The organism is Endozoicomonas sp. Z74 (assembly GCF_057680865.1).
In genome coordinates this window covers 20,034-33,990 of record NZ_JBLYZI010000062.1, presented here as the reverse complement: position 1 = coordinate 33,990, position 13,957 = coordinate 20,034, and the positions used below count along the sequence as shown (strand labels likewise).

The 13,957-nt window shown below is 48.2% G+C and carries 7 protein-coding genes; all 7 read right to left on the bottom strand.

All coding sequences use genetic code 11. The annotated features are described in order from the left end of the window. Positions 1–301: 301 nt before the first annotated feature. Positions 302–1,228: a class I SAM-dependent methyltransferase gene (locus tag ACNRUY_RS16975; RefSeq protein WP_488112839.1), complete on the bottom strand. Its 927-nt coding sequence runs from the start codon at positions 1,226–1,228 to the stop codon at positions 302–304. A gap of 242 nt (positions 1,229–1,470) precedes the next feature. Then, the gene (locus ACNRUY_RS16970; protein WP_488112838.1) at positions 1,471–2,577 is read right to left on the bottom strand and encodes a radical SAM protein; all 1,107 of its coding nucleotides are present in this window, start codon (positions 2,575–2,577) and stop codon (positions 1,471–1,473) included. 62 nt (positions 2,578–2,639) lie between these two features. Next, positions 2,640–3,323 carry an HAD family hydrolase gene (locus ACNRUY_RS16965; protein WP_488112837.1) on the bottom strand — a complete coding sequence of 228 codons (684 nt, stop codon included), beginning with the start codon at positions 3,321–3,323 and terminating at the stop codon, positions 2,640–2,642. 662 nt (positions 3,324–3,985) lie between these two features. After that, positions 3,986–4,978, bottom strand: a complete 993-nt coding sequence (locus ACNRUY_RS16960; RefSeq protein WP_488112836.1) for an ATP-grasp domain-containing protein — start codon at positions 4,976–4,978, stop codon at positions 3,986–3,988. Between the two features lie 34 nt (positions 4,979–5,012). After that, positions 5,013–5,771, bottom strand: coding sequence for a class I SAM-dependent methyltransferase (locus ACNRUY_RS16955; protein ID WP_488112835.1), 759 nt, complete (start codon positions 5,769–5,771; stop codon positions 5,013–5,015). Positions 5,772–5,995: 224 nt separating this feature from the next. Further along, positions 5,996–6,283, bottom strand: a complete 288-nt coding sequence (locus ACNRUY_RS16950) for a ComEA family DNA-binding protein (RefSeq protein WP_488112834.1) — start codon at positions 6,281–6,283, stop codon at positions 5,996–5,998. A 274-nt stretch (positions 6,284–6,557) separates the two neighbouring features. Next, positions 6,558–13,904, bottom strand: coding sequence for an autotransporter domain-containing protein (locus ACNRUY_RS16945; RefSeq protein ID WP_488112833.1), 7,347 nt, complete (start codon positions 13,902–13,904; stop codon positions 6,558–6,560). Between the last annotated feature and the right edge of the window lie 53 nt (positions 13,905–13,957).

Genomic DNA, 13,957 nt, shown 5'->3' with positions numbered 1-13,957 from the left:
AAGAACGCCAATGGAAACTCTGATAGATGGCAAAGAGATCTGGAAGGAAAAATTTGTAGCCTGAATTTGACCTGACAGACACCCTCTGAAAAATCGGTGACTGTCAGATCAGGTCTGAACTACTACAGTTAATATAAAAATGCTGGGCAAAACCTTTTTCATCCATCCGACCCTTTTAGCCAACTTCACAAAAGCTGTATTTCATGATTGGAAAGTAGATATTTATTTATCATTCTTCCCCCATATTAAGGAATATCAGAATTGTCTTTCTGATCAAAATCAAAGCAAAGATTTAAGATGATCAGGCTCTATTTTGAGTATTACATTCCAGGTAGAACGGCTTTGTGAAGAAATGATACTTCCCTGTCAGTGAGCCCCGGGTAAACTGAAGTCCGTAATTTTTGAAAATCCAGTCCTCTACAACATAGGTATCAACTTCTGCTTGCTGACTTTCAAGCTTTATTCCCTGTATGTCTGTGCGATGCACAGCCGTTGGAGAAATACCCATGTCACGAACATTGGATTGGCTAACATTCATGGGTATGCTGTGAAAAATTTCATCTGATATAGATTGCACGTTGTCATACCCAGCCTTTATAAATTGTACATTTACTGCGCTTGATGATTTTCTGGCAACAAATTTTTCTACGACATGGACATGCATCGGGATACCTGGATGCGAATCCCACTTTGCGTAAAAGTCTGATCGAATGATCTCCCAATCACTATAAATATTATCCAGCTCCCCCCTTTCAAATGAGTTTGCATGACGGCACTCGTGAGGTATTGGATATTCTTTCGTACCTATGATGGAAGTAAAATTATGAAATCCATCCTTTTTTGTGAGATCTCGTAGTTTCTTGAGTAAGGGTATCCATACCTTTTTTTCAACAAAGTGTAAGGAAGAATGTGCAAGTACAAGGTCATAGGTCTGATCAGGTTTAAAATCTTCAATCCTTCCCTCTATGACTTGAATATCCAGCAAAAGCTGATCTGAGATTGCTCGAAGTTTTTTCACGGCATTCGGTGAAATTTCAAGAGCCGTGACTTTATGACCGCATAAAGCTAAAAAAACAGAATTCCTTCCATCACCACAACCGATATCAAGTACTGCTGAATTTCGAGGCAGATAGCACTCAATTTCATTTACTTCAAGGCTAGGCCCTCCCATGGCCCAGACAGAATGATCAGAATACCCTTTTTCCCAAAATCGTGCTGCTTGATTCATTGTGGGATATACCTTTCTTCTAAAGTTTTGACATGGTCAGAGAACAAAAGGTGTGCAGCTAAATTGCTGTATTTGAAACCCTTCTCAGTAAGTCTTATTGAGGTGTCGCTCGAAATAGTGATGCAACCTTCATCCTCTAGGGCACTGATTACTTCCTGGAAGTCCACAAAAAGATCACGTTGAAAGCTATCCCTGTAATAGGAGCTGGACAGCTTGTCGACTGTCAGGCTTAGAAGAAAATATCATAACCTTTCTCCTTCTTCGTCCAAGACTGCTCCATATTGAGCTAATGTTGATTCAGAGAGTTCCAGTTCAATGAAGTCATTAATTGCTTCACCCACCTTTTTGAGGTTAACAGCATAATCAAAGCTATAGTGATATTTTCCATTATTACTACGTGCTCCTGCCCCAATGCCTATCATTGGTATCCCTTGAAAATCCAGCACCTCTTGTTCGTAGGCGCCAGCCTCTTCAGGTAACCGTGTGAACCGTGTGAAAGATTCCTGACGATAGCCCTCTGCTTTTAAATATTTTATATTCTGGTCATATATTTCCAGTTTCTTTGCATCATCAATATACCGATCTGGGTAGATAGTTTTTTGTTTTTCGATGGCAGTTAGAGGCCGTGAGACAACTGGATATAAAGAAATTGTCATCGGCCTGTATTGAATTATATATTCAAGTGATTTTGCCCAGCTTTCACAGTCCTGACCAGAGAGACCATATATCAAGTCGAGATTCAAGTTATCGAACTTTTCTTTGATCGTCTTAATTGCAGAAATGGTGGTTTCGACAGTGTATGGCCGCCCACTGGCTTTTAATTCTTCAGGTTCCATGGTTTGGATACCCATGCTGATCCGATTCACACCAAGCGTTTTTAATTTATCCATGAGTTCCGGCGATACAGTGTCTGGAGAAGTCTCAACGCAAACTTCGGCTGACTCAGGAACCTTTCGAAATACATTACGAATCGTTTGAAATATTTGATCAAACTGCTCCATAGATAGCACTGTGGGGGTTCCGCCACCAAAATAAATAGAGTTGACTCTTCTATTTCCAGCATAAGGAAGATAAAACTGAATCTGTTCACAAATCTTATTCACGTACAGTTGTTTGAGATCCTCTGTATACCGTGTTGTTAAGAACAAAGTGCAATAAATACAACGGTAGTTGCAAAATGGAATGTGAATATATAAAGAGACATCCCCTGTATTTTTTGAATCCCAGATATCAATCAGACTTATGTCATTTAGCTTCTTATAAGATCTTTTAGAAGGATAGGTATAAACATAAGGTTTAAGCTCATGCCTTGAGATAGCGATATGAAGAGCAGACCTGAAGTCAATCATTCTAATTCACCTGATCAATAATAATACAATTCTCTGGAACAGTGATCTATCTATTCTTGCTTCTAGGAAAGCCGTAACCCTAAGGCCATGGGGCCAGATCTAAGACTATCCAATATCGTGTGTCCCAAGCTTCGAAGTTCGTCTGTCGGCTCGACCATATCCGGGACTTGAAATACAGACATGCCAGCAGCAAGGCCGGCACGAACACCGTTTTCTGAATCTTCGAAAACGGCACAATGACTGGGTCGTATGTGAAGTGCTTCTGCTGCCTTAAGGTAGATATCAGGCTCAGGTTTACCGTTCTCGACCTGATCACCACCTATGATGATACTGAAGACAGAACCTAAACCACACTTTTTGAGAAGTGAGCTAGCTGTTTCTGTCCTATTACCTGTTGCAACTGCATAGGGTATTCGATGGAAGTCTAGCGCCCTTAAGAGATCATTCACACCTGGTTTTATATCAATTGGGTGCTGGAAGAGTTTATGAGCCTCTAAAGACCACTGTTTTTCAAATTGCCTTGAAAAATCAGAACAACCAAACTCTGTGGAGAGTATCCTGAGTGTCCCAGCATGATTCTGCCCAAGAACTTTGAAAAAAATGTCATCACAGTTAGTCACGTTGAGTATTGACGAAGTCTGCTTGAAACTCTTGAAATAGACCTGCTCAGAATCAATAAGCAAACCATCCATATCAAAGATGACCGCTTTAGGTGCCACTGATTTTCTTTCAGTTAAAACTTTCATCTTTACCTACTATTTCAGACCATCTCATTAATACAGGACAGCCATTAGTATCAATAGAAACCAATTAAACCTACGTGACACCATTGACATGGAAAATTAAACGCAATTTCACTGACTCACGATAAATAAATAATGAACGCGAGTGATTGCGACAACTTTTTATTGAGGCAGACAGCGACCAAAACCTACATTATTTTCTGTTCCATACAAGGATTAGTAATAATTTTAAGGTAAATATTTCTTTCAAAAATTACTCCCATTCGAACCAAAAAAAAATGACCCATGTCACCATTCGGATCAATTTCTATGAATGCTGCTGTCCAGAAAAACCAAGTAGGATGCGAATAGGTCCCCGAGTATGAGATAATATTCATACCACCGTCATCTTGACTCTCACCCATGAGCCAGCTCAGTTTTGCAGACAGTGAATTTTGAGTTTGTCCAAAAACGCAGAACCATGCTGGCTGAATCGGATTCGGTTTTTTTGTTTAAAGCGCTAGAAAACGTTATTGCTGAATATCCCCAGTACCCGTCAATTACGGATTATGATGCCTGAGAGCTGCGTTAGTTTCAGCAGCCACCTGACGTTCATATGGTTGGTTAAAAAAAGGTTCTTTTGCACAATAAATGGACACCGGAAACTGGCCGGTGTCTTTTTTTGTTTATTGCCCTTTAGCCTGGATCATTCCTTTCAGGTGTTCGTGAATTGCTGCTATCGGTGCATCCCAGAGATTGGGGGAGGGCTGGGTGTTGGTCAGAATATTCATGTTGGCATTGGCTTCAAAGATCAGCATATTTCCGTCCTGATCAAGGTGACAGTCGATGCCGAAATAATCCAGTTGTAAACGACTGGCTATGGCGGATACTTTGTTGACCAGTTCTGGAGGAGGCTTTTTGTAGAAGGCTTGCAGAAACTCTTGTTCTTCCTGTTGCAAAGAGGGGTGGTCAGCCATGAAGTCTCTGGCGGTTCTGTGAACCATCCAGTGGTTATGGATCAGCATATGGCGCAGGTAAGGGACACCCTCAATCACAACCAGGCGGTATTTCCGGTAAAGGCCATCCGGATCCCTGAAATCCACAAACCGGGTCAGATAGTAGGGCCTGCCATCCAGGGCGAAGCTGTAAAGCTGTTCATCCAGCTTATCCGGATTGTCCAACAGGGTAAGGCTCTTCCCGCCATGGGTACCGGCTTCTCTAAGCAGTACCGGCCCTTTGAATTGGCTGGCGATGATTTCACGAACTTCATCGGGTGTACGGGGTTGGAAGCGATGGGTTTCTGGCAGGGTGACGCCTTCCAGGCCGCTCAGGAGCCGGGCTACCCGATCTCTACGGGTCCGGCCGATTTTATCCGGTGGGTTGATCACAGTGACACCCTGTTGCTGGCAGAAATCAACGCACCGGGACAGGGCCCGGCTGTGGGTATCTGCATCACTGATCTCATTGAAAATCACCGAAGGCTGAAATGTAAATGCATACCGTTGACTGCCTCCAGCCCCTCCCAGAATAAAGCGGTGAGCCCTGAAACCCTGAACTGTTTCCATGGAAGGGGCGACGCTGCTTGAGCCATTTAATAAGTATTGAAACTGACCCTGCTGATCCAGAATCGCTCTGACCTGATTGTTATCCGCGATGCCGCTGAGAAAGAGAACATCCATTGTCGTTTGACTCCAATCGTTATGACGATTTTCATTATGAAAAAGGCGCTTTCTGAAAGGTAATGTACAGAAGCTCCCAGAACAGGCAGGTAGTCGCTCTGCCCTGAGGGTTTGTCCGCTCCTGAAATCCGATATGGGTTTCCAGGGCGTTTAGAATTTCCCGGTCTGATACGTTTCTGAGACCAAACAGCAGCCGACAGAAATCAATCATGTCCTGATGGCTGTTGAAGAGCCAGGGGCAGGGCTTTAATGCATGTTCCAGAAGCTTCAGCCCAGTGGCATGCTCCATTCCAGGGTAAGGAGTGTCTATCTCAAGATACCGCCCTTTGTGACCGGTTCCGTTGTATTGTCCGGCAAACTCGTCTAGAAAACGACTTACACCGGATGTTTTTGCCACATCCGCAAAACAGCAGAAACCGCCGGGTTTCAGACTCTTGCACACTGACTGGATAAAACCGTCCTTGTTATCGATGTGATGAAGTGCAGCCAGGGATACGACCAGGTCATAGCTGGCGTCAGGTAGCCGAAGGTTTTCAAGATCTATGGCGAAAATTGCTTCCGATGTATGAAAGGGGGTGCTGGGGTCTGCGCAGTCCAACTGGCTGTTGGGGGGAAGGTGCTTCTCCAGATAACCCCCTCCCGAAGGAAGATCCAGTACCCGATTTACCCTGGTCAGATCAATGCACTCAAAAAGCGCCGTAAACTCCTGGTCGCGGGAGCAGGGAAATTTCTGCATGGCCTGATCATAAGGGTGCCCCCTATGCTCGAAGGTTTCTGCATACTGATTGCTCATTTTTATACATCCATGGCATTTTTTTATAATCGTTTACTGCATGTAACAGAAAGCCCTTTCTGTCATAAAAAGAATGCCTGATGGGCAAAGCAAAAGCACGCGTTTTTTCCCTATCTGGAAAGAGGAGGGTTTATACAGGGGAGGTTCTGGTATCTATAAAAAAACCAGCACAGAGAAGACTGCGCTGGCTAATGTTTCAGGTGAATCGCCGAGCAGGGCGTATGTTATTGGAAGCTCATCCGGCTACGGTTATATCGAACCAGCCGTTTGCTGACGCCCTTGACCCTGGCCAGATCATCAAGATTTCTGAACTGACCGTGCTGGTTTCTGTATTCCACAATGCTTTGAGCAGTTTTTTCACCCACAAATACCAGAGTTTTGTCGATCTGCTCTGCCGTGGCGGTATTGATGTTCAATCGTTCGCTCTGACCGGCATAAGCGGAAAGGGCGATGGAAGAAGCAATACTGGCCAGCAGGGCGGCGGTAAGAACGGGGGCTTTCAGCAAAGACATGAGCGTTACTCCTTTAACTTCATTCACTCGTAGATAGTGTCGGATATTGTTGTCTCCTACTCATCGGTTTAGCCCAGTGAGTCCGGCTGGGCAAATGGTCTAATTGCACACCCTGCCAGATGTGCTTTTTTTCCGATGGTTTGCAGCGGTGAATTCTGAAAAGTCAGATTTCTGACAGGTAAGCCATAAAAAAACCGGCCTGAAGACCGGTTTAATGGTTATTGACTGATTTTGGCTCCCAAAAGCCTTTCGAGGGTTAGAAGCCTTTCGCGGGTTAAAAATCGTAACGGAGCTTTGCCTGGACCGTATCCGCCTTGAATCCCGTCTGCCAGTTATGGTCGTAGTTTACGGACAGCGTGAAGTTGTTATCCATCCAGTATTCAACGCCAATACCGGCCTGGTAGCGGTTTTTCACGGCTTCCGGTCCAAAGTAGGTGAAGGAGTTTCCGGAGTTTTCAAAGCCTATTTCTGCCTTCACGGCTTCCGCCTTAAAATCATGCCAGGCCATCAGGCTGATTTCCGGCAACAGAGTACCTGAGCCCACTTCGTAGCTGGTCATATACCGAAGCCCTGCACCCAGCTCCAAAGCTTTAAGGCGGGTCTCTTCCACTGTAACCGTTGTACCGTTTTCATAGCTGTAACGGTCGTTCTTGAGTTGCGTGTAATTCAACCCCACTCTGGGCTCAATCAGGGAGTCGTTATTATCAAACAGGAAGCTCTTGCCCCCAAGAACCGTGATACCCATTTGTTTTGACTTGAAGTCTGCGGTCCAGCCGGAGCCAGTCAGGTCGGTTTTACTGGTGCCCAGGTTGATACTGGCATCAATAAAGTAGTCCTGGTCCCGCCAGCCGGCATACACAGAACCCAGGTAGGTATCGGTTTCGCTGCTGGCCCGGCTGGCACTTTGCCCCTCCTGGTTGGCATGGCTGGTAGCAGCAGTCACCCCGATCCCCAGGGTCAGGAAGTCATTGACATCCCGGTCCGCACCCAGGGTGAAACCCTTACTGCGCAGGTTGTAGCGGTTGTAACTGTTGCCATTCTGCTCTGCAGCATCCTGGCTGCCATCGGTGTAAATGGCACGAATCCAGAGAGAGTCGGGGCGGAGGTAGTCACCGGCGGAAGTTGCACTGTCACCGGATGAAATACCGGAAGCCCCAGTCCGAAGATCGGCGGTTCGATTCAGAATGGTGCTGATGGCTTCATTCTGGGCACTCTGACTGGCGGCAATGCCATTGACCGGGCTGGCCACCAGAGCTTCCGCCAGGGCACCCAGGCTTTCTTCGGTTCCATCATAAATGGCGTTATAGAGATCAGGACTGCTGGTATAAAGATCAACCAGCCCCTCTCCACCTTCACCCTGCAGAGCAGCAATGGCGTTAGTGGCGTTATTATCAGCACCACCACTGGCGGCCAGTTCTCCGAGATCGGCCAGAGAGGCACTGACACCAAATTCTGTGCCTTCATTATTGAAAGCCTGATAGTTGAACAGAATAGAATCAGAGACAATATTAACGCCGTCGTCTGTTACGCCGTTTGCGCTGTGTATCAGGTGAACATCAGTGGTTCCGTTACCAGGGTTGAAGTTGGCAATATTGCGGTCTTCAACACTCAGGGAAATTACGCTGCCGGCACTCAGGGTGGACTGACCGGTGGCATCGACTCTGGGAAGGGCAACATCACGGCTGTTTTCATTGAGCTCAACGGATAAAGTACCGTCCTGCTGATAGTCCCCCTCCAGGGAAACCGCATCGGTGGCCCCTAGTGCCAATACACCGGAGTCTTTGACATTGAGAGTGGTGCTGCCATCCACACTGAAGAAGTGATTGTTCAGGGTGATGGTGCCCGTAATATCAACGGTTTCCACATCGTAAACATCACCGTTCAGATCACCGGCCGCCAGTTCAATCAAGTCATCCTGCTGCTGACTGCCATAGATATCGCCATTGATGATCCCACTGCTGCCGGATTCATCGGTGCCATTGAACAGATCAAGCCTGCTGCTGGCGGTCCGGAAGTCCATAGCAACGGTACTGCCATCGGCAATGGTTCTTGACGCTTCCATTTCATCTTCAAAAACCTGACCTCCGGTCAATGAGCCGGTATTGGTGAGCCGCCCGATGGAAGAGTCCGCCACGCGGATCACGGCACCGGTTTCGGAAGTAATGGTGCCGGAGTTGATCAGGCTGCCAACACTGGAGGAGCCATCTGAATCTTCGCCGCCAATATCAACGGCAACGCTGCCGGCAGTGATGGTTCCGGAATTGGCAATGATGCCACTGACGGTACTGTCATCAATATCAATGGCGTTTTCTTCCGCCGTGATGGTGCCACTATTGCCAATATCGCCATCCACCTGGCTTGAGTAACCAATGCGAATGGCATCATCCCCGGCAGTGATCACCCCGGTCCGGTAATTAATGATGTTGCCGGTATTGAAGTTAACTTCCCCGTCCTCTTCCAGGCGTTCAAGATCACTGCCGGTCACCTTGATGCCATCGGTATCCACGGTAATGCTGCCTTCATTAAGAATGTTGGTAGCGCCATCGGTATTTTCCAGGAAAATCCCGTGGGTGGCGGCTTGAATGCTGCCATTCACCCCGTTTTCGATGGCACCCTGTAGCGCCGAATCCGATAAATAGATACCGCTGCCATGGGTCTGTGACTCGCCATCACCTAACTCTTCTACGTAGGTTCCCGCCGTAATGGAACCATTGTTATAAACCCCTGTGGCCTCCAGGTCATAGAGGCTGATGCCGTGGCGACCGGCATTGATGGAGCCGGTATTAATGACAGAGTCATCCATCTCGGTATCAAACACAGTGATGCCATCACCATCGGTAACGGTAATACTGCCCTGGTTGACCAGATTTTCCACATTCCACGCTTCACCGACCAGGATACCGGCAAAGTATTCGGTATTGATCACTCCATCGGAGCCCACACCGATATTGCCTTCAACAGAGGAGTCGATAACCACCATGGCTGGCCCCTCTGAGCTGATCGTACCCTCATTAATCAAGCCCGTGGCACCTTCAGAACCGAACATCAACATGCCAGTAGTGGCTGTGATATTTCCTGTGTTGGCCATCACACCATTCATGGTGACATCGACGGCAAGCATACCATCGCCGTAAGTGTCTTCATTGCTGTCGTCGGTTAGTTCTATGGTTCCGTGGTTAATAAAGTCGCCGACGCCATCAACGTCGTCCAGAACCATGCCACTGCTTCTATCGCCATCCAGCCGGATAATACCTTCAGAAGTATTAACAACGCTGCCCGACAGGGTACTATCAGTAACTGTGAGCCCGGATTCCGCAGCGGATATAACACCACTGTTTGAGACTCCGCCAGTGATGGTTGAATCCTTTATCTCAATACCTGAGTGGTCTGAGGCAATGTCTCCCTCATTGCTAAAGTCTGAACCCAGGGTGCTGCTCTCTACGACAATGCCTGAATGGTAGGCGGCGATGGTACCGGTATTCAGGAAGGCCCCGGCGATATCCATATTGGTCAGGCGAATACCACTGCGAGATTCGTACTCCGGGGTAAAAGGACTATCAGAAGCACCGACGCTCTCCAGAGGAGGGCCAAAGGGTATGTTCAGTGTCAGCTCACCCTCCAGCTGACCCGCATTAACGTAAATTTCTTCACCCGGTTCAAGGGAATCTCCAAAGAACTCAAAGTCTCCCTCTGCTTCCATCAAGCTAAAGGGAAGGTTGCCAATATCAGAGCTGGCATAGCGAACCCGGAACCAGGCATCACCCTGTTCATCCTCTCCCATGGCTTCCAGAATAAAAGGCGATTCACCGTCGTTAATGACAGGATCCGCGTCCCACTCCTGGCGATAGCTGTCACCTTCCTGGTAAATGTAAAGGGTATCTGCGGTCAACTGGCCGGAATTGACAAAATTTCCGGCAATGGTGCTTTCATTAATATCAATGGCTGATCCCCGGTCAACGCGGATATCACCCTGGTTTTCAAAATTCGCCTGACCGTCTTCGATTTCGCCATTGGTGCCAATGGCCACATAGTCCAGGTCAATACCGGTCTGCCCGGCATCAATATTGCCGCTGTTCAGGAAGTAGCCGCCAATCTCCGCCTTGTGCAGCTCCGCCTGGGTTTCGCCGTCGGGCGGGGAGGGCACATTCACCCTCTTGCCGGTCAGTACGATCCCACTTTGTGCCACGGTCAGGTTCCCATCGTTCTGGAAGTTGCCTCCGATTCGGCTTTTTTCGATTTTAAAGCCGTTATTCACCGACGTGATATCACCGCTATTGATCAGGTCATCACGAATATCCAGGTAGTCGGTGTCGAAGCCGTTGCCATCACCGCTGTCCTCTTCCTGTGGCTCAACGGTGGTCAAGCTGCCGGTGTTGATGACACTGCCCTGGATCACCATGTACTCAGGGCTGTCACCGTCATCGAACGGGCCTTCATCAAAGTCACCATCCAGCTCTATCGCGTTATCCCCACTGGTTATGGTGCCAGTATTGACGATGTTTCCATCCACAAGGGTGTCATCAATATCAATACCATCGTGGTTCCGGGCGATAATGGTTCCATGGTTAATGACATCGTGAACCTCGCTTCGGTCAATCCGGATGCCGTCCGAATAGACATCAAGCGTTGTACCGACGGCATTGAAAATCTGCCCGTCAACCGTTGCGCCATCCAGGTTAAAGCCTTCCGTGCCATGAATGTTCATATCCCCAAAGTTGGAGACACTGCCTTTAACGTGGCTGTCGATAATGGAGATGCCGTGGTTTTCATCGTCCTCGTCGGTGACAGTCAGCACACCATGGTTTTCAATACTGCCCTCTAGAATGCTGTTCTCTACAGCAATGGCCGATCCTTCTTCCGTCACGGTAATATCACCGTGGTTGATCAAGTGACCATCGAGTTGAACCCCATCCAGGGAAATGCCGTGCTCCTCAGAAGTGATGCTGCCTTCGTTGAGGAAGTTGCCTCCAATGGTGATCAGACTGTCACCGGAAAGAACACCGTCTTCCAGTGTGGCATCGCTGTCCAGGCGAATGCCGTATTCCCTGGCGTTGATCTCCCCCTTGTTGGTGAAGTTTCCTCCAATGGCAATCGTATCCGTCAGTGAAATACCACTGCTGTCGCCGGAATTGAGAGTACCCTCATTGTCAAAATCACCAGCGATGGAAACATCCGACAGGTAAATGGCTTCATCGAAGGCATTGATTGCTCCCTTGTTATAGAAACTGCCACCAATGGTCAGCTCTCCGTCCAGCTCCAGTTCACCATCATCGTAATAATCACCGGAGAGGGATATTCCACGCTGGGTAGCTTCAATTTCGGGAGGAAAAAAGGACTGCTCACCGGAAGCCTTAACCTCAATGGGGTCTTGTGAGTTGGCGTCCACAAGTATATGGGTCTCAGGCCCGCCATTGTGAGGGCCGGTATTGATCAGAATCTCCTGGCCGGGGAAGACCACCAGGACTTCCGATGTGAATGCCCCGCCAGCTTCCAGAAGTTGCACTTCCTGTGGCATGGGGCCTTCATTGCGAATCCGGAACCAGGCTTCATTATGGTCAGGATCGATGCCCATGGAGGTCAGGCGGATCACTCCGGACTCGGTAATTTCTCCAGTCCATTCGCTGGAAAAATACTCCCCTTCACCATAACGAACTTCAATGTCAGCATTCAGGTTACCTTCATTGATAAAGTCATTGCCGATGGATACTGCTGACAAGCTGATGGCAGAACCGGTTTCAGAAGTTATTTGTCCGGAGTTTCTGAAGTCTTCACCAATGGCCACTTGGTTCAGCTCAATACCGTTTTCTCCGGCATTGATTTCACCGGAGTTATCAAAAATCCGTCCGATTACAGCTGTGTATTGTGGTGTCGGGGGCTCCTCCGTAGCAGGCATTGGGCCTTCCTCTGGGCCGGGAGGCACTTCTGGGTCAATGGTTTCACCATTGATGGAAATGCCCGTTCCTCCAGCATGAAGAGTACCCAGATTAATAAAATCGATTTCCACCCGTGTTTCATCGAAGTCAACGCCCTCACGGACAACCTCGATATTGGCGGCGGAGACCACTGAGCCACCAATGGTGGTGTCATCAATATCCAGGCCATCTTCCCCTGTGATGGTCACCATGGACTGATCCTGGGGAAGAGATGGGCGACTTGTGATTACATTACCGCCGATGGAACTGTCATCAATACTCAGGGCGTCGTAATCGGGGTGAGCACTGAGAGAACCGTTAATAACCACGTCGTTGTCAATGGTGGCGTATTCAAAGTCCATGGCATTGTCATGGTCAGAGATAATGCTGCCGGAGTTATAGACACTGCCTTTGATATGGGCATCTTCAAGGTAGATACCATTGTCGCCGGTATGAATCTCAGCCCCTTCGTCATTCAGAATACTGCCATCCACTGTGGCGTCTTCAACATGGATGCCATAGGTGTCAGCAATGATCTCGCCATGGTTCTCAATGCGCCCGGCAACAGCAGTCCCCTTTACCTGAATGCCATTAGCCGAAAATGGTCCGCTGTTGTGTTCAATTCCGCCCTGAACGTTGATGGTGCCGGTATTAGTAATGCCCTTAATGTTGTTGCCCACAGTGCTGGTGTCTTCCAGGGAAATACCGGCCAGATTTCCATCACTTTCCAGGGCTTCTACGAGGATATCGCCTTCATTCAGCAGCTCTCCGGAAATGAGCGTATCACCTTTGACCTGAATCCCGGTTTCTCCAGCCCTTATGGTGCCGGAATTGACAACATTGCCCTGGATGGTGGCATCGTCAAGGACAATGCCGTTATTGTCACCGTTGATCTCAGCATCGAGGTTATTGAGGAGGTTGCCTTTGATCAGTGACTCCTGCACAGTGAGTGCATTGCCACCTGAAACCGTCCCCTGATTGAGTACATCCTGTTCAATCACAGACTGCCTTGTTATCACCATCCCTTTTTTCAGCCAGCCAGTGTTTGTCAAACTGGATACCGAGGCACTGTTGGCGACAGTGAGGTTGCGGGCTGTTCCATTATTGGTAAGGGTGCCATTAATGATGGAGTCACTGACGCTGATGTTTCTGCGGATTTTGTTGTTGTTCACCAGCTCATTAACAGACGCTCCGTCCTGGAGCATAATCCGTTTTGCATACCCCTCATTGACGACCTGTTCGTTGACCGTAGCTGCGGAGATGTGAATGCCGTTTTTCACCCGGCCGGTATTGATAATGGACTGATGAACAATTGGAGAGCCGGAGGGGTCGCCCATCAATGAAATATTGTCCATGGTGCCATGGTTTTCAATCCCGTAGCTGATCTCTGACTGCCCCATGATGACGGCATCCAGTGCATTGGCCCGGTTGATGAAGGATCCATTCAGGTCACCATTATTCATCCAGAAACTGGACATACCGTCGTTATTGACAATATCCCCCTGGACCACACCCTCTATGCCAATATCATTGACCGGTACACCGGGGGCAATACCACCACTGCAAAACTCCCCCCCAGGGATATGGATATTGCTTCCGGGGGCAGAGGAAGGGCAGGTGGCTGCTGAAGCAGAAAAGCTCTGGATAGAAACCAGAATCGCGGAGCTCAGCAGAGTCCGCTGGAAAACGTCCTTGCGAATACTGTCCATAGTGTTCCATTCTTAAGTTATAAACCCAAGGTCGCCTACTCCATTATGGCGAT